The organism is Uruburuella testudinis (assembly GCF_022870865.1).
GTDB classification, from domain to species: Bacteria; Pseudomonadota; Gammaproteobacteria; order Burkholderiales; family Neisseriaceae; genus Neisseria; species Neisseria testudinis.
In genome coordinates this window covers 2,797,755-2,816,666 of the sequence record NZ_CP091508.1, presented here as the reverse complement: position 1 = coordinate 2,816,666, position 18,912 = coordinate 2,797,755, and the positions used below count along the sequence as shown (strand labels likewise).

The 18,912-nt window shown below is 50.0% G+C and carries 10 protein-coding genes; 6 read left to right on the top strand and 4 right to left on the bottom strand.

Annotated elements, in window-relative coordinates; all coding sequences use genetic code 11:
* Window positions 1-58 precede the first annotated feature (58 nt).
* From rpoC to rpsJ, 6 genes are all read left to right on the top strand, one after another.
* Window positions 59-4,237: a DNA-directed RNA polymerase subunit beta' gene (gene rpoC / locus LVJ83_RS12885; RefSeq protein ID WP_244785054.1), complete on the top strand. Its 4,179-nt coding sequence runs from the start codon at window positions 59-61 to the stop codon at window positions 4,235-4,237.
* A 330-nt stretch (window positions 4,238-4,567) separates the two neighbouring features.
* A complete protein-coding gene (gene rpsL, locus LVJ83_RS12880; RefSeq protein ID WP_002218431.1) occupies window positions 4,568-4,939 on the top strand; it encodes a 30S ribosomal protein S12 in 372 nt (123 codons plus the stop codon).
* Between the two features lie 129 nt (window positions 4,940-5,068).
* On the top strand, window positions 5,069-5,539 hold the full coding sequence (gene rpsG, locus LVJ83_RS12875; RefSeq protein WP_244785053.1) for a 30S ribosomal protein S7: 471 nt from the start codon (window positions 5,069-5,071) through the stop codon (window positions 5,537-5,539).
* A 24-nt stretch (window positions 5,540-5,563) separates the two neighbouring features.
* Window positions 5,564-7,669 carry an elongation factor G gene (gene fusA / locus LVJ83_RS12870; protein WP_244785052.1) on the top strand — a complete coding sequence of 702 codons (2,106 nt, stop codon included), beginning with the start codon at window positions 5,564-5,566 and terminating at the stop codon, window positions 7,667-7,669.
* An 83-nt stretch (window positions 7,670-7,752) separates the two neighbouring features.
* Window positions 7,753-8,943, top strand: coding sequence for an elongation factor Tu (gene tuf / locus LVJ83_RS12865; RefSeq protein ID WP_244785051.1), 1,191 nt, complete (start codon window positions 7,753-7,755; stop codon window positions 8,941-8,943).
* A 17-nt stretch (window positions 8,944-8,960) separates the two neighbouring features.
* Window positions 8,961-9,272 carry a 30S ribosomal protein S10 gene (gene rpsJ / locus LVJ83_RS12860; RefSeq protein WP_244785050.1) on the top strand — a complete coding sequence of 104 codons (312 nt, stop codon included), beginning with the start codon at window positions 8,961-8,963 and terminating at the stop codon, window positions 9,270-9,272.
* A gap of 163 nt (window positions 9,273-9,435) precedes the next feature.
* Here rpsJ and LVJ83_RS12855 read toward each other — a convergent pair whose 3' ends face one another.
* From LVJ83_RS12855 to LVJ83_RS12840, 4 genes are read right to left on the bottom strand one after another with little or no spacing between them, the layout of a single operon-like run.
* A complete protein-coding gene (locus LVJ83_RS12855) occupies window positions 9,436-12,303 on the bottom strand; it encodes an SNF2-related protein (RefSeq protein ID WP_244785049.1) in 2,868 nt (955 codons plus the stop codon).
* A 4-nt stretch (window positions 12,304-12,307) separates the two neighbouring features.
* Window positions 12,308-15,631 (bottom strand): DEAD/DEAH box helicase family protein, encoded by a 3,324-nt coding sequence (locus LVJ83_RS12850; RefSeq protein ID WP_244785048.1) that lies wholly within the window; start codon window positions 15,629-15,631, stop codon window positions 12,308-12,310.
* Window positions 15,631-17,493, bottom strand: a complete 1,863-nt coding sequence (locus LVJ83_RS12845; RefSeq protein ID WP_244785047.1) for a site-specific DNA-methyltransferase — start codon at window positions 17,491-17,493, stop codon at window positions 15,631-15,633. The genes LVJ83_RS12850 and LVJ83_RS12845 overlap by 1 nt, the downstream gene beginning before the upstream one ends.
* The gene (locus tag LVJ83_RS12840; protein ID WP_244785046.1) at window positions 17,447-18,727 is read right to left on the bottom strand and encodes a restriction endonuclease subunit M; all 1,281 of its coding nucleotides are present in this window, start codon (window positions 18,725-18,727) and stop codon (window positions 17,447-17,449) included. Before LVJ83_RS12840 ends, LVJ83_RS12845 begins: the two co-directional genes overlap by 47 nt.
* Window positions 18,728-18,912: the final 185 nt, after the last annotated feature.

The window sequence follows — 18,912 nt, the reverse complement described above, 5'->3', positions numbered from 1 at the left end:
TCGAAAGCCGTTTCATCAAACAGGCCGTCTGAAAACCACCGTTCCATAAGGAGCAAAAATGAATTTGTTAAACTTATTTAATCCGTTGCAGTCTGCCGGCATGGAAGAAGAATTCGATGCCATTAAAATCGGCATCGCCTCTCCGGAAACCATCCGTTCATGGTCTTACGGCGAAGTGAAAAAACCGGAAACCATCAATTACCGCACGTTCAAGCCTGAGCGTGACGGTTTGTTCTGTGCCAAGATTTTCGGCCCGGTTAAAGATTACGAATGTTTGTGCGGTAAATACAAGCGCTTGAAATTCAAAGGTGTTACCTGTGAAAAATGCGGCGTGGAAGTTACTTTGTCAAAAGTGCGCCGCGAACGCATGGGCCACATTGAGCTGGCCGCACCGGTGGCTCATATCTGGTTCTTGAAATCGCTGCCGTCCCGTTTGGGCATGGTGCTCGACATGACTTTGCGCGACATCGAGCGCGTGCTGTATTTCGAAGCCTTTGTGGTTACCGATCCCGGCATGACATCGCTGCAACGCCGCCAATTGCTGACCGAAGATGATTACTATGCCAAGTTGGATGAATTCGGCGATGATTTTGATGCCAAAATGGGCGCGGAAGGTGTGCGCGATTTGTTGCGCGGTCTCGACATCGCCGCTGAAATCGAAGTATTGCGCCAAGAATTGGAATCCACCGGCTCCGATACCAAAATCAAAAAAATCGCCAAACGCTTGAAAGTGTTGGAAGCATTCCAACGCTCGGGCATGAAGCTGGAATGGATGATTATGGATGTGCTGCCGGTGTTGCCGCCGGATTTGCGTCCGTTGGTGCCCTTGGATGGCGGCCGTTTTGCCACTTCCGATTTGAATGATTTGTACCGCCGTGTCATCAACCGTAATAACCGGTTAAAACGGTTGTTGGAGCTGCACGCCCCTGACATCATCGTGCGTAACGAAAAACGCATGCTGCAAGAAGCCGTTGATTCGCTGCTGGATAACGGCCGCCGCGGCAAAGCCATGACCGGTGCCAACAAGCGTCCGCTGAAATCGCTGGCCGATATGATTAAAGGTAAGGGCGGCCGTTTCCGTCAAAACCTGTTGGGCAAACGTGTAGACTATTCCGGCCGTTCGGTGATTACCGTAGGCCCGTACCTGCGCTTGCACCAATGTGGTCTGCCGAAAAAAATGGCATTGGAGCTGTTCAAACCGTTTATTTTCCACAAACTGGAAGTGCAAGGTTTGGCCACGACCGTAAAAGCGGCCAAGAAATTGGTTGAGCAGGAAGTGCCGGAGGTGTGGGATATTCTCGAAGAAGTGATTCGCGAGCATCCGATTATGCTCAACCGTGCGCCGACGCTGCACCGCTTGGGCATCCAGGCATTTGAGCCGATTCTGATTGAAGGCAAAGCCATTCAGCTGCACCCGCTGGTTTGTGCCGCATTCAATGCCGACTTCGACGGTGACCAAATGGCTGTCCATGTGCCCTTGAGCTTGGAAGCACAAATGGAAGCACGCACGCTGATGTTGGCCTCCAACAACGTCTTGTCACCGGCCAACGGCGAGCCGATTATCGTGCCGTCGCAAGATATCGTTTTGGGTCTGTATTACATGACCCGCGACAAAATCAACGGCAAAGGTGAAGGCAGTCTGTTTGCCGATGTGAAAGAAGTGCATCGTGCTTACCACACCAAGCAGGTTGAATTGGGTACCAAGATTACCGTGCGTTTGCGTGAATGGGTGAAAAACGAGCAGGGTGAATTCGAACCGGTAATCAACCGCTACGAAACCACCGTCGGCCGGGCGCTGTTGAGCGAAATCCTGCCCAAAGGCTTGCCGTTTGAATACATTAATAAGGCATTGAAGAAAAAAGAAATTTCTAAGCTGATTAATGGTTCGTTCCGCTTGTGCGGCCTGCGGGATACCGTGATTTTTGCCGACCATCTGATGTATACCGGCTTTGGTTTTGCAGCCAAAGGCGGCATCTCGATTTGTGTCGATGATATGGAAATTCCGAAAGAGAAAGCCAGTTTGCTGGCAGACGCCAATGCTGAAGTGAAAGAGATCGAAGACCAATACCGTCAAGGTTTGGTGACCAACGGCGAGCGTTACAACAAAGTGGTCGATATTTGGGGTCGCGCGGGTGACCGTATTGCCAAGGCGATGATGGACAACCTCTCCAAGCAAAAAGTGCTTGACCGTGACGGCAAAGAAGTGGAACAAGAGTCGTTCAACTCGATTTATATGATGGCCGACTCCGGTGCCCGTGGTTCTGCGGCACAGATTAAGCAGCTTTCAGGCATGCGCGGTTTGATGGCCAAGCCTGACGGCTCGATTATCGAAACGCCGATTACATCAAACTTCCGCGAAGGGTTGACTGTATTGCAATACTTTATTGCAACCCACGGTGCGCGTAAGGGCTTGGCGGATACCGCTTTGAAAACCGCCAACTCCGGTTACCTGACCCGCCGTTTGGTAGACGTTACCCAAGATTTGGTGGTGGTGGAAGATGATTGCGGTACCACTGATGGCTTTGTGATGAAAGCTGTGGTGCAGGGCGGTGATGTGATTGAAGCGCTGCGTGACCGTATTCTCGGCCGCGTAACTGCTTCCGATGTTGTCGACCCGTCTACCAATGAAACCTTGGTGGAAGCCGGTACGCTCTTGAACGAGCAGTTGGTTGATTTGATTGACCAATCGGGTGTGGACGAAGTGAAAGTGCGCACGCCGATTACCTGCAAAACCCGTTACGGCTTGTGCGCCCATTGTTACGGCCGTGACTTGGCGCGTGGTAAATTGGTGAACTCCGGCGAAGCTGTTGGTGTGATTGCCGCTCAGTCTATCGGTGAACCGGGTACCCAGCTGACCATGCGTACCTTCCACATCGGTGGTGCCGCATCGCGAGCCGCTGCGGCCAGTCAGGTAGAAGCTAAATCCAACGGCACCGCACGCTTCAGCAGCCAAATGCGTTATGTGGCCAACAACAAGGGCGAGCTGGTGGTCATCGGCCGTTCTTGCGAAGTGGTGATTCATGACGACATCGGTCGCGAGCGCGAGCGCCATAAAGTGCCGTACGGCGCCATTTTGCTGGTGCAAGACGGCGAGGGCGTGAAAGCCGGCCAAACGCTGGCCACGTGGGATCCGCATACCCGCCCGATGATTACCGAGCATGCCGGTCGGGTGGCCTTTGAGAATATTGAAGAGGGTGTGACTGTTGCCAAGCAAACCGATGATGTGACCGGTTTGTCTACATTGGTGGTAATTGACGGTAAGCGCCGTGCTTCCAGCACCAGCAAGCTGCTGCGCCCGACGGTAAAATTGTTGGATGAAAACGGTTTGGAAGTGTGTATTCCCGGTACCAATACGCCTGTGTCTATGGCGTTCCCGGTCGGTGCGGTGATTACTGTGCGCGAAGGTCAGGAAATCGGTAAGGGCGATGTGCTGGCGCGTATTCCGCAAGCCAGCTCGAAAACCCGCGACATTACCGGCGGTCTGCCGCGTGTGGCCGAGTTGTTTGAAGCCCGTATCCCCAAAGATGCCGGCATGCTGGCCGAGGTAACCGGCACCGTATCTTTCGGTAAAGAAACCAAAGGCAAGCAGCGTCTGATTATCACTGATGTGGACGGCGTGGCTTATGAGACTCTGATTTCCAAAGAGAAGCAGATTCTGGTGCACGACGGCCAAGTGGTCAACCGTGGCGAAACCATCGTCGACGGTTCGGTAGATCCGCACGATATTTTGCGTCTGCAAGGCATCGAAGCGCTGGCACGTTACATTGTGCAAGAGGTGCAAGAGGTTTACCGCCTGCAAGGGGTGAAGATTTCCGATAAGCACATTGAGGTCATCATCCGCCAAATGCTGCGTCGCGTGAACATCAGCGATGCAGGGGAAACCGGCTTCATCACCGGTGAACAGGTTGAACGTGCCGATGTGATGCTGGCGAATGAAAAAGCGATGGAAGAAGACAAAGAGCCGGCGCGCTATGAGAATATCCTGTTGGGTATTACCAAAGCCTCGTTGTCTACCGACTCCTTCATCTCAGCGGCTTCATTCCAGGAAACCACCCGCGTGCTGACCGAAGCGGCCATTATGGGCAAGCAAGACGAATTGCGCGGCCTGAAAGAAAATGTGATTGTCGGTCGCCTGATTCCCGCTGGTACCGGCCTGACTTACCATCGTAGTCGTCGCCAGCAATGGCAGGCACATCACGAAGCGGAAGTGGCCGAGCAGGTTGAAGAAGCCGAGTAAGTATTCAGTCAAACCAACCGCCCTATGGGAAATCATAGGGCGGTTTTTTGCAGCAATTTTCAGACGGCCTTTGGTACTGCCCATTCAAAAAGCACGTTGATGAGGCGTCTGGCTGAAGCAATAACGATCATGCTGCGAAGCGAGTACGGATGACTGTTTTTTTAGGCGGATATAAAAGTGTCATTTGAGTGCAACATAAAGTCGTTAATATCTTGAGCATTAAACCATTTTTCAGACGGCCTGTTGACTCGGTATTTGCAAAGAGGCTATAATTCCGCTCTTGCTGGCATGGTGCCTGCAATGTATTTCACTCAATAGGAACGAGAAAAAATGCCTACTATTAACCAATTGGTACGCAAAGGCCGTCAAAAGCCCGTGTACGTAAACAAAGTGCCTGCACTGGAAGCCTGTCCGCAAAAACGCGGCGTGTGTACCCGTGTGTACACTACTACTCCGAAAAAACCGAACTCTGCATTGCGTAAAGTATGTAAAGTTCGCCTGACCAACGGTTTCGAAGTCATTTCATACATCGGCGGTGAAGGCCATAACCTGCAAGAGCACAGCGTGGTGCTGATTCGCGGCGGTCGTGTAAAAGACTTGCCGGGTGTGCGTTACCATACCGTTCGCGGCTCTTTGGATACCGCAGGTGTGAAAGACCGTAAACAAGCCCGTTCTAAATACGGTGCGAAACGTCCTAAATAATGCAGGGCGCAACACAGATTATTTAAGGCACGTAGGCCGTCTGAATTGAAAAAATGCGGCCGAGTAAGTGAGCGTTTCGATAAATGCTCATGGGCATGCCCCAACTGAATAGACTAAAGGAAATTTAAAATGCCAAGACGTAGAGAAGTCCCCAAGCGCGACGTATTGCCGGATCCGAAATTCGGCAGCGTAGAGTTGTCTAAATTCATGAACGTTTTGATGATTGACGGTAAAAAATCGGTTGCAGAACGCATCGTTTATGGTGCTTTGGCGCAAATTGAGAAAAAAACCGGCCAAGAAGCCATTGAAGTGTTCAACACCGCTATTGCCAATGCCAAACCGGTTGTGGAAGTAAAAAGCCGCCGTGTCGGTGGTGCCAACTACCAAGTTCCTGTTGAAGTTCGTCCTTCACGCCGCTTGGCTCTGGCAATGCGTTGGGTGCGTGATGCAGCCCGCAAACGCGGTGAAAAATCTATGGATTTGCGCCTGGCGGGTGAACTGATTGATGCGGCCGAAGGCCGTGGCGGCGCGATGAAAAAACGCGAAGAGGTGCACCGCATGGCAGAAGCCAACAAAGCATTCTCACACTTCCGCTTCTAATCCCGATTTAGAAAGGCGACCAAAATGGCTCGTAAAACCCCGATCAGCCTGTACCGCAATATCGGTATTTCTGCCCATATTGATGCAGGTAAAACCACTACTACCGAACGTATTCTGTTCTACACCGGTCTGACCCACAAATTGGGTGAGGTGCACGATGGTGCAGCCACCACTGACTGGATGGAGCAAGAACAAGAGCGCGGTATTACCATTACTTCTGCAGCCGTAACGTCTTACTGGGCGGGTATGGCCAAGCAGTTTAAAGAACACCGCTTCAATATCATCGATACCCCGGGACACGTTGACTTCACCGTAGAAGTTGAGCGTTCTATGCGTGTATTGGATGGCGCGGTAATGGTTTACTGCGCAGTGGGCGGCGTACAACCCCAGTCTGAAACCGTATGGCGTCAGGCCAACAAATACCAAGTGCCGCGTTTGGCCTTTGTAAACAAGATGGACCGCCAAGGCGCCAACTTCTTCCGCGTAGTTGAACAAATGAAAACCCGCTTGCGTGCGAATCCGGTACCGATCGTGATTCCGGTGGGTGCAGAAGACAACTTCGAAGGCGTGGTTGACTTGGTTAAAATGAAAGCCATTATTTGGAACGAAGCCGACAAAGGTGTAACTTTCGAATACGGTGACATTCCTGCTGATTTGGCCGATACTGCTGAAGAGTGGCGTCAAAACATGATTGAAGCAGCAGCAGAAGCATCTGAAGAGCTGATGGACAAGTACCTCGGTGGTGATGAGCTGACTGAAGAAGAAATCGTTTCAGCTTTGCGTCAACGCACGCTGGCTGGTGAAATTCAGCCCATGCTGTGCGGCTCTGCCTTTAAAAACAAAGGTGTGCAACGTATGCTTGACGCCGTTGTTGAGCTGCTGCCTGCACCGACCGATATTCCGCCGGTGCAAGGTACCAAGCCGGATTCGGAAGAGGTTGACAGCCGTGAAGCCAGCGATGATGCACCGTTCTCGGCTTTGGCGTTCAAAATGATGAACGACAAATACGTCGGTAACCTGACCTTCATCCGTGTTTATTCGGGCGTGTTGAAATCAGGCGACAGCGTAATCAACTCGGTTAAAGGCACTCGTGAGCGTATCGGCCGTCTGGTGCAAATGACTGCTAATGACCGTGAAGAGATTGAAGAAGTTCGCGCCGGCGACATTGCTGCTGCCATTGGTCTGAAAGACGTGACCACTGGTGAAACCTTGTGTGCCGAAGGTGCACCGATTATCTTGGAACGCATGGAATTCCCCGAGCCGGTAATCCACGTTGCCGTTGAGCCGAAAACCAAGGCCGACCAAGAGAAAATGGGTATCGCTCTGAACCGCTTGGCTAAGGAAGACCCGTCTTTCCGCGTGCGTACAGATGAAGAGTCAGGCCAAACCATTATTTCGGGTATGGGCGAGTTGCACTTGGAAATTATTGTGGATCGTATGAAGCGTGAGTTTGCTGTGGAAGCCAACATTGGCGCACCGCAAGTGGCTTACCGTGAAACCATCCGCAAAGCCGTGAAAGCTGAATACAAACACGCCAAACAATCCGGCGGTAAAGGTCAATACGGTCACGTTGTGATTGAGATGGAGCCGATGGAGCCGGGTGGCACAGGCTACGAATTCATCGATGAAATCAAAGGTGGTGTGATTCCGCGTGAATTCATCCCGTCTGTTGACAAAGGTATCCGCGACACCCTGCCCAACGGTGTGGTTGCCGGCTTCCCAGTGGTAGATGTGCGTATCCGTTTGGTATTCGGTTCTTATCACGATGTTGACTCTTCGCAGCTGGCATTTGAATTGGCCGCTTCGCAAGCCTTTAAAGAAGGTATGCGCCAAGCCTCTCCGGCACTGCTGGAGCCGATGATGGCTGTTGAAGTAGAAACCCCTGAAGAGTATATGGGCGATGTGATGGGCGACTTGAACCGTCGTCGCGGCATTGTTCAAGGTATGGACGATGACGGTATCGGCGGCAAAAAAATCCGCGCCGAAGTGCCGCTGGCAGAGATGTTCGGTTACTCAACCGACCTGCGCTCAGCCACCCAAGGCCGTGCCACCTACTCTATGGAGTTTAAGCAATATGCCGAAGCACCGGCACACATTGCTTCGCAAGTAACAGAAGCCCGTAAAGGCTAATCTGAATAGGCCGTCTGAAACCTTTCAGACGGCCACCCCTTACATTTGATCTTTAATCGTTCTTTATTTAAAGGAATTAGCTCATGGCTAAAGAAAAATTCGAGCGGAGCAAACCGCACGTAAACGTTGGCACCATCGGTCACGTTGACCATGGTAAAACCACATTGACCGCAGCATTGACCACCATTTTGTCAAAAAAATTCGGTGGCGCGGCCAAAGCCTACGACCAAATCGACAATGCCCCGGAAGAAAAAGCCCGCGGTATTACCATTAATACCTCACACGTAGAATACGAAACCGAAACCCGCCACTACGCTCACGTAGACTGCCCGGGTCACGCCGACTACGTTAAAAACATGATTACCGGTGCCGCTCAAATGGACGGCGCAATCTTGGTATGTTCTGCTGCCGACGGCCCCATGCCGCAAACCCGCGAACACATCCTGTTGGCCCGCCAAGTAGGCGTACCCTATATCCTCGTGTTCATGAACAAATGCGACATGGTTGACGACGAAGAGTTGCTGGAATTGGTTGAGATGGAAATCCGCGACCTGCTGAGCAGCTACGACTTCCCGGGCGACGACTGCCCGATCATCAAAGGCTCCGCTCTGAAAGCCCTTGAAGGCGACACTTCAGACATCGGCGAACCTGCCATCTTCGCTTTGGCTGATGCACTGGACAGCTACATTCCGACACCGGAACGTGCCGTAGACAAACCCTTCCTGCTGCCGATTGAAGACGTATTCTCAATCTCAGGCCGCGGTACCGTGGTAACCGGTCGTGTAGAGCGCGGTATCATCCACGTAGGCGACGAAATCGAAATCGTTGGTCTGAAAGACACCCAAAAAACCACCTGTACCGGTGTGGAAATGTTCCGCAAATTGCTGGACGAAGGTCAGGCCGGTGACAACGTGGGCGTATTGCTGCGCGGTACCAAGCGCGAAGAAGTAGAGCGCGGTCAAGTATTGGCCAAGCCGGGCACCATTACCCCGCACACCAAATTCAAAGCCGAAGTATACGTACTGAGCAAAGAAGAAGGTGGTCGTCATACCCCGTTCTTCGCCAACTACCGTCCGCAATTCTACTTCCGCACCACCGACGTTACCGGCGCGGTAACCTTGGGCGAAGGCGTGGAAATGGTAATGCCGGGTGAAAACGTGGCCATCACCGTAGAGCTGATTGCCCCGATCGCCATGGAAGAAGGTTTGCGCTTTGCGATTCGCGAAGGCGGCCGTACTGTAGGTGCCGGTGTGGTATCTTCTGTAATCGCTTAAGTTAAGGATATAGACAAATGGCAAACCAAAAAATCCGTATCCGCTTGAAAGCATACGATTACAGCCTGATTGACCGCTCTGCGCAAGAAATCGTTGAAACTGCCAAGCGTACCGGCGCCGTTGTAAAAGGCCCGATTCCGCTGCCGACCAAAATCGAGCGTTTCGACATCCTGCGTTCGCCGCACGTGAACAAAACTTCACGTGAACAATTGGAAATCCGTACCCACTTGCGCCTGATGGACATCGTGGACTGGACTGATAAGACTACCGATGCATTGATGAAGTTGGATCTGCCGGCCGGTGTGGACGTGGAAATCAAAGTACAATAAGCTTTGTTAATCAAAAGCCCAAACAGAAATGTTTGGGCTTTTTTATTGGTTGGATAGGTGCTTATTACAACATTTTGCAAACGTTGCTGAGTCGGGAGACGATATGCTGAATAGGCAGCTGCTGTGCGTGGCTGCTTGCATAATCTATACCATATGAATGCAATTAAACAATCCGCCAGCGCAGGCAAAATACTTTACTGCTGTCACTACGTTGCTGCAGCTTAGCGTTAATGGCATCAATCAGTTCGTCACGTTGCTGTTCAATCTCATCTTCATCATCATTCATTTTCTGCCGCAGCCGACGACGTTTTTGTTCCAGCTCTTTGACTTTTTGTTCGCACTCAGCAAGCTCGGTTAAAGTGGCAGCATGTCGTTTTTCCCGTTTGGCTTGTTGCAATTGCTCGCCGGTATCGTCAAGCGTTTGTTTGACGGCGGCAATTTTGTCTTGCGCCCATTTCTCCAGGCGCTCGCTTTCTTGTTTAAGCAGGCGATGTTCCTGCTCGGCCTGTTTGGCGATGGCGGCGGAGACGGCTTGGGCAGCGTTGGCGGCGATGTCTGCGGGAACGTTGTCTGCCCGTTCGTTTGCCGCAATGCTAAGGCTGAGTAACTTACGGCAAAAGTCCTCATCCAGCCATTCACCGTCGTCACTACGGGCGGTAAACAGTAGCTGCTCTTTGTGTTCCGCTTCAGATTGAAAGTGGATTTTATCCAGTTGCAGCCAGCCGCTTTGCCCTTGTTTTTGCTGCAAAACACTGATTCGGGTCGGATGGTGTTGATAGTCGAAGGTTAAGAAAGCAGGCGGGGTGTCTGCATTCAGGCTGTGCTCGATGCACCATTCGCCCAGTGGGTGGCTGAGGCGGTAATCATGCCATACGCCGTTTAACGGTTGGTTTTGATGCAGCAAACGATAAAGCCCGGGTGGCAAGTGCGGTGCCGGTAGGCTGTGCAGATGAAAACTTTTGTGCGTTTCATCAAAATCGGCATGGTTGGCAAGGGCATGGCGGGTCAAAAGCCAAAACCAGCGGCTGATGTGGTTGAGTCGATCTTGGCTGACGTTTAATTGCAGCTTGAGGCGGTCATGCACATCTTCATCAAAGTGATCGAGCAGTTGATGGTTGGTTTTTTGCATGGCTGCCTGAATATCGGTTTGTAATTCCTGTTGCAATTGATCAAATTCTGCCTGAATATCGTGCGGAGTGCGGCAGGTGTCATAAATTTTGGCAATGCGTTTTTCAAAATCCAGCCCGCTTTCAATACGGCCGAGAATCTCATCCGATGCACCAAACACGCCATCAAACAGATTGAATTTTTCGCTCAGCAATTCGAGTACACGCTTGTCGGCTTCGTTGCGTTCGTTCAAAAAGTTGATCACCACCACATCAAATTTCTGCCCATAGCGGTGACAACGTCCGATACGCTGCTCAATCCGTTGGGGATTCCACGGTAAGTCATAATTGATGAGTAGCGAGCAAAATTGCAGGTTCACCCCTTCAGCGGCAGCCTCAGTGGCAATCATGATTTGGGCATGCTCTTTGAAATGGTCGATTAGGGCAGAGCGTTTATCCACCGCCGGCGAGCCGGTAATACGGTCGCTGCCTTCATGTGTCGTGAGCCATTGTCGATAGGCGGTATTTGCGTGCAGATGGTTATTGCTGCCTGAAAACAACACCATCCGGTCTTGATAGCCGTGTTGGTTCAAAAAATCAAACAGATACTGCTGTGTGCGTACCGATTCGGTGAACACAATCACTTTTTGAGGTGCACCCAATTCGCGCATTTTGGCAAAGCCGCTTTGCAGGGCTTGTAATAAGGCTGTAGCTTTGCTGTCGGTGCTTAGGTTGTGCGCGTGGGTGATAAATTGGCGGATTTCGGTGAGTTCGGCCTGTAGCGCCGGAATGTTGATGGCGCTTTCAGACGGCATTTCATTCTGTTCGTTATTTTGTGTTTCGTCTTCTTCCCAATCATCGTAATCACTGGAAAAGTCCTCTTCTTCTGTGGCAATGTGCTCAAATAAATCTGTGCTGACGGCAGATTGCTGCAAGTTATTCAGACGGCCTGCAATAGTGTTGAGTGTATCTGCTACCGCCAGCGGGCTGGATGCCAGCAGTTTGCGCAAAATCAGCCCGAGTAAATGGCGTTGGCTGCGGGGTAGGGCATAGGATTGTTCGCGTTGTAAAAAGGCGTTGATTTGCTCATACAAGGCATGTTCGGCATCGGTGGGGGTAAAGCGCTGTGTCAGCGTATGACGTCGGGTGTAGCGGATGTATTCGGTCACATCTTTGCGTAACGTGCGTTTGACAAAATTGCTTAACCGGGTTTGCAGTTCGCCGGTGTTATTTTGGCTGATAAACTGTTTGCGAAACAGCTTTTCATCACCAAACAAATACTCATCGAGCAGCGTGGATAATCCATACAGCTCCATCAGCGAGTTTTGCAGCGGCGTGGCGGTGAGCAGGATTTTCTTACGCCCCCTGAAGGCGCGGCGCAAAGCCTGTCCGGTTTTATTACTGCTTTTATGGGCGTTACGCAATTTGTGTGCTTCGTCCAACACCACGCAATCAAAATGCTCGATGGCAAGCGTATCAGCATGGCGGGCCGCAAACGGATAAGATATCACCATCACGTGTGGGGGGCATTCGTGCAGATAGCGCGGCAATGAGCCGTCATATGCCTTGAGTGCATTTTTATCCACCACTTGCGCTTGCAAGGCGAATTTGTCGTTTAGCTCCTGCGCCCACTGTTTGCGCAGTGAGGCGGGGCAGACCACCAATAGGCGGCGTTTGCGTTCTGCCCATAATTGACACAACACCAGCCCCGCCTCAATGGTCTTGCCCAAACCCACTTCATCGGCGAGCATCACGCCTTCTTGTAGCGGATTTTTGAGGGCAAACAACGCCGCATCAATCTGATGCGGATTTAAATCCACTTTGGCATCAAACAGTGAAGATGACAGCCGCTCTACATCATCACCGCTTTTACGGCAAATCAGCTCGTGGGCGAAATATTTGGCTTGGTGGGCGCTTATCCGCATCGTTTTACCCCTTTAAAATCATTGCAAACATCTGCTTCAAGTAGTCTTGTTGCTCCATAAACAAAATTTGCTTTTGCCTGAAAAAGTCATCGCCTAAAGCGGAAGCATTGAGTAAATCTTTTTGTGCCGTAACCGACAACACAAAACTGTTCAGCGTCATATCCAGCTTTAAATCTTGTGCCAGTTTTTTGACTTCTTCCGCCAAGCCGAATTTAGGGTCGGATAAGTCCATTTGACGAATGCCTTTGGGGTCGATAAAGCTGAGCCACTGCTTACCACTGCTGCTATCCACCAGCCACAATAAAAAATCAGGGTAAAAATTGCCGGCCAAAGCAAAGCCCAACCCCTTAGCCTTGTTGGCGGCATTGCGTAAGAGATACACCTCTTTGCCGCCGCTCCACGCCTTTAATTCCCCGGATTCATGAGCCTTTTGCAAATCGTGTACAAAACGAATTTCGCTGCTCTCATCCATCGCCAGCGGCTGCATTTTCAGGGGTAATGTGTCGCGATTTTGCAGCGTTATGATGGGATAATACAAATGCTGTGAAAAACAAATCGCCTCGATATTACCGCCATCGTTCCAGCCCAATGCTTCCTTGAGACAGCCCGATTCGACAAAATTTTTCAGCTCTTTTAACCGTTTTTCATATTCCGAGCCCTCGGCAGTCGGTTCGATTTCAAAGCGATAATGATTCTGCATCGAGCCGTTGTCTTCATCTACCCACACCGTTTCATAAAACTGTGCTTCATACGCCCCCTTCAAGCGGCTATAAAACACCTCGGTATAAATCAGCAGCAAATCAATCAGCAAGGCTTGCTGTTTTTGAATATCGGAAAAGCTGTTGACCGTAAGCTCACCGGCCGGAATATACAGCGTGTACCAGTCGTTTTGCAGGGCAAAAGCTTTCAGACGGCCTTTGTCCAACCGCAGATTGTTGCGGCTGCGTTTGAGTTTGTCGTCTAACAGGGCAAGGTAGATAGCATCCCAATCAAAGCACTCAAACCAGCGTGAATCGAGGCGGTGGATTTCACGTTGTTCATAGATCGATTCGCGGGTTTTCGCACCGGCACTGCTTAACGCTTGTACACGGGGATAGCGGTCGAGCAGGGCATGTGGCGGTTTGATTTTGCCTTGCCACTCGTGCGGCACTTCATACAGCCACACATTCTGAGTACGCTTGAAGCCTTGTTTTTGGTTGTCTTTGTAGCCGTCTTTGAGGCGTAGGGTTTTGAGCTTGGTTTTCGGTAAGTTCGGCCGCACCTTAAAATCCAGCATCAGCATTTCATCAGGCGGAGTAATGCCTTCTTCTTGCAGGTATTTTTTGAACTGGTCCATATAGCTGGCGCGCACGCCGAAGATATTCAGCGTTTCCAGCTTGTCTAAGTGCAGGTCTTGGCATGCTTGGCCGCGACGCTCTTCTGGCAGGCTGCGTTTAAGTGAAAAATCCCGCCCCTTTAAACGCACCCCGCGCCCAAACAATTGGATAATCTGGCTGCCCTCGCTGCGCCCCATGTTCAGCAAACCCATGGTCGACACCCGCCAGCTTGACCAGCCCTCGGTAAACTTGCGTGAGCCAATCAGCAGATTCACCGGACTTGTCTTGGCATTGATACCGCCAAACAACCCTTCGGCAAAATCATCACTACCGCTGTCAAAATCAGCATTCGCTTCAGCGGTTTTCAAAAATCCTGCCGCATCGCCGATATTGATCAGACCAAACGGTTTGCCGTGACCGCCCACCGACAACGCCAATTCGCCGTCGCTTTTTTTGAGATGGCGCAACTGCAAACGCCCGTGGTGCGTTGCATGAAACAGCCTGTGCAACATATCGGTATAAAGTGCGGTTGTGTTCTCGAATTTCCCCATAAGCGGTACAAAACGCTGCAAAAAGATGTTGTTACCATGTTTGTCCAAAATCCGGGCACGGTCGTTAAGCAAATCGCCCAGCCAGTTTTGCACGATTTCAGGATGATTGAGAAAAAATGCCAAATGACGAATCACTGCCAAAATATCGCTGTCATCATCGGCAACTTTATTACCGACAAACACCCACAGCGGTTTCTCGATATTCCAAACGTTCAGACGGCTTGCCTGCGTTTCATACAGATACAGCTGCTGATAAAACGCCAACAGACAGGCGGTAAAATACAGCTTATCATGCCGCTGATACGCCTCGTCTTCCATATTCAGAATCAGGCTTTCTTTGCCGTAGCCGTCGGCATAAAAAAACTTATAAGAGTAATCAAAAATCACAGCTTTGGCATACACTTCAAACACCGCCGTTTGCCGTGCTGTTTGCATTTCCGCCTCGGTAATGGGCAGTTCTTTGATTTGCTTTTTTTGCTCTTTGGAGAGCTCGCTTTGCTTAGTCACACCAAAGTGTGGGAGGGCTTTTTTCTTGCGGATGTCATCCAGTTGCTCCGTCACCGTTTTACCGCCGCTCACTGCCTGCCCCAGCGTTGCCGAATATTCAAAGGCAAAACCGCCGCGCACCAACACCTCACGCCGAGCCAGCCATTCAGTGCCCGAGGTGCCGCGGTGCCCTTCATCGACCAGCACCAGATTGTTGCCGCTAAACGCCTCCACCGCCACGGTTTTATCACCGTGTTTGTCGCCCAGTTTATTGACGTCGATGACTTCAATTTGATGGCGGAATAACTTGTTGCCGCTGCGGTTTTTGTCAAACAGCGCCGCATCGAAATCCGACTGCCACAATTCAGCAACATGCTGGCGGCTCAAGCCCTCATTCGGGGTTAAGACAATGATTTTATCGGGCGACACATTGTCTTGGCCGTCTGAAAAATAATGCAGATACTGCAAAATATTCACATGCATCAGCAGCGTCTTGCCGCTGCCGGTCGCATTCCAAAACGCAATTTTGTTTAAATCATCCAGACAAAAATCTTGCAGCGGTTCGGCATGCCGTTCCTTGCGGTATTGCGCCAATTGGCTATTTAATGCCGTCTGAAGGTCGGCTTTGCGGTTAAAATACCAATCCAAATAAATTTCGCTAAACAACAGCGACAAATATTGAAAATACTTCATCTGCAACGCATGCCCCGATTCACGGTTGCGTGCTTCGGTAATTTTGAGCCAGTGGGCATTGACATTCAAATCATAACGGCGCAAATCAAGCTCGGTCAGCGGGGTGTCATGCTCAAAATGCAAAACACCGGTTAAGGCATGAAAATAACGCGTTTGCCCATCGCCGGCCTCATGTTCAGCGGTATCTCCGCCCAGCCGCTGCTTCAAACCCTGCAAATCGGTTTGGTGAAACAGCGACAACAGCCAGCGGTTAACAATCAAATGGTCGTGAAAACTCGCCATTACACCGCCTCCGTCGCAAACATCAATTGCAAAAATTCAGGCTCAATCGGCTTTAATTTCAAGCTGCCGGCAAATGCCTCTTCCCACACGGTTGCGATATTGTGGTCGCCATTGATATACACCTGTGCATATTCATGGCCGGCGGGATTGATGTCTCGCTTGGCAAGCAGTTCAGGCAGTTGATCGTAGTCCCATTTTTCACAATCGCGCCACACAATCAGCGTTTTATCATCTTCGTGCTGATTAGGCAGACGCCCTTCAACAAACACAAAACCACGTGTATAACGCTGATCATCAATGGCGATCACCGTCAGCCCAATCAGATAATTAAAGGTATCCACCAAATCAATCACCTGCGCACTAAACGCCCCTGCCGAAGAAGTGGCGATATTCAAGCGGTAATCAAAAGGCCGTCTGAAATCATCAATATTCAGCAGCGATTCACGCCCCTCATGCTCAAGCATATAATGCAGCAGATAATCGGTCTGCACCGCTTGGCGGGCAGGCTCGGGCAAATCTTCAAACAACTGCCGTGGCGAGTTGTCTGTTAAATGCAGATTGTTCAGCGTGTCTTCATAGCTTTCGAGTTTTAATACTTTAACGATTTGCGGCACGCCGTTATGCGGATTGGCTTCCGTACCGTTTTCAGACGGCATCGGCTTGCCGTCTTTCCAATTCTCGCTGTACACCACTTTTTGCACGCGTGGTTTTAATACGGTATCGAAATACTCGCCTTGTTCCACCAAGATATATTTGCGTTTGCCGCCGTCTTCACGGTTTAAGTTGATGACGGCATGGGCCGTGGTGCCGGAACCGGCGAAGTAGTCGAGGTAAATAGCTTTATCTGTACGGTAAAGCTGAAAAATTTTCTGCATAAACTCAAATGGCTTGGGCTTGATTTTATTCAGTTCGTCCTTGGAGAGAACGTCTTTAAAGAGAGTGTGTAATAATTTTGTACCATTAGTTGTTGTTCCAACATCATCCCATAGAGTTGTCGGTGTTTTCCCTTTTTCTTTAGCATCTTCATAGAAGCGCTTGAATGCAGGTTTTCCTCTTCCTGTCCGCCCAAACAAAATACGCTTATCTTTAATTAGCTCTTGAACAAATGGTTCTTCAAATCGCCAACACCTACCTTCCGGTGGAAAAAAGATTTCACCAGTTTGCGGATTGATAATGCCATAGCTTAAATTTGCTCGAACATTTGGAGCGTCTAAAGGGTCGAGTTTCCATAAACCACGAGGATCATTATCAGGATTTGAAAATCCATCGGTACTTTCAGGTAGTCTAAACGTTTTTTTATAAGTCTCTAAAATAGATTTATCTTTGGCAAAGAAAGTCGTGTGATTGATTGCTCCAGAAATAAGAGCATCGTTAGATACTGATTTTCGGCTATTCCAAATAACATCAGTAACAAAGTTACTACCACCGAAAGTGTTCTCCATAATCATATTTAGGCGGGCATATTCACCATCATCGGTACTAACCCAGATGCCAGAATGAGTGTTCATCAGAGTTTTTGCTAAATCAAAGCGACAAGACATCATGCTCGCCCAACTTGAATGCTGATAACTATCTTTATATATAAAATCGTTATCTGTTCCCGTGTTATAAGGCGGATCAATATAAATACATTTCACCTGCTCACGATAGCGGGTTTTCAGCAGATTAAGTGCCTGAAAATTGTCGGCATGAATCAGCACGCCATCGGTGGCGGCATCAAGGCCGTCTGAAAGATTAAGAGAGAGTTCGGAGAGCAGCTCGGCTTGAAACTGGGGCGGATAAAGTGCGGTATCGACCACCAGATAAGGGTTTGATTCAACAACAGAAATTAAATCGCGGGGGGGGTAACTGTTTGAATGCAAAGAGATTTTTCCATGCCTCAAGCTGTTTGGCATTGGCGAATACGGTATCCAGCAGTTTGGCGGGAATCTGGTTTAAGGTAATCAAATAGCTGCCGGCGGTGACAAATTTCTTCTTCAGCCACAGTTTTTTCTGGAAATTTTCCAATTGCGCTAAAAAGGCGATGATGTCGTGGGCAATGCGGCGCAGGGTCTGAATCAGACGCAAACCCCGCTCAATGCGGGCGAAGCTGTCGGCGGATTGGATATTGTCAAGCTGCATCACCTCGTTTTTGATATAGAAATCCAGCTCACGGGTGAGAAATCCGCCTAAGTCTTTATGGATAAAATAATCGGCACTGTTTTTTTGGGTGTAGTGGCTTAAGTGTTTCTCAAGCAAAGTGCGGGTGGGATTCTTGGCGGTAGGCGCGTGTTTGTTTAAGGCATCACGCCACTCAACGTCTACACGGCTGTCGGCAAGGATAGATTCGATCGCCTGTCGGCTGAAATCATCTTGCTTGGCGTTCTTATCCGCCGCGCGGTATACAAAGCAGATTTGTAGCGTTTGGCCGTTGTCGGTTTCGCTGATGGGCAGAACTTCATCACTGATGATTTCGCCATCGTCATCCATTTCGGCTGCACGGTAGTCGGCGAGGGCAAACACGCGCTTGGCGTTGTTGTCCTTGCGGTTATCTTTGGCGGTGTCGGCATTCACCAAACGAAAAAATACTTGACGGTCATCCCCCAAGGCAAAGCGGTAGTTGCTGAAGTTTTCGCCTGATTTTGTGTAATATTGGTCTTTGTTTGCCCAGTGCAGCAGCACTTCTTCACCACTATACGGCACGGCATAGGTGTCACCCTTATAACGGCGTTGGCTGATAAAATCACCTTCGTCATAATAGCGTGAGAAGAAGGTGTAGAGGTGGTTGTATACCGCTGTTTCATCAGCTGAACTTGCTTGCGAGGCCGTCTGAATCTTATGCTTCAAGTCGTGCACTTTGGGGCTGGTGTCAGGGGCGACACCAGCGGCTTGCAGTGTTTGGATTAGGTTGTCAAGCTCTTGTTGCCATTGTTCAAGTGCGGCGGCATGACGTTCGGCAAAAGCACTTTGCACCGCTTTTGGCAGGGTTTGGTTCAGATAGCTGCTGATTTCACGACTGCGACTGTTTAGGATACGGTAAATGCCGAAATCAAGATCGGCACGGTCGATTTGGAAAATGTTTTCCAGTTTGTGGGTGAGTTCGGTGAGGGTGGTCATGACGGATATAGGAAGATGGAAAAGTATCTATCATAAAATAGAATAATCAAACGGAACAGTATTTTTTTAACGATTATTAACAAAAAATGGATATGTGTGAAAGGCCGTCTGAACGCGTTGTCGGTATTTTCAGACGGCCTCGGGATAAATAATGAGTTGTTGTTGATATTTTTAGAAAAACTGTA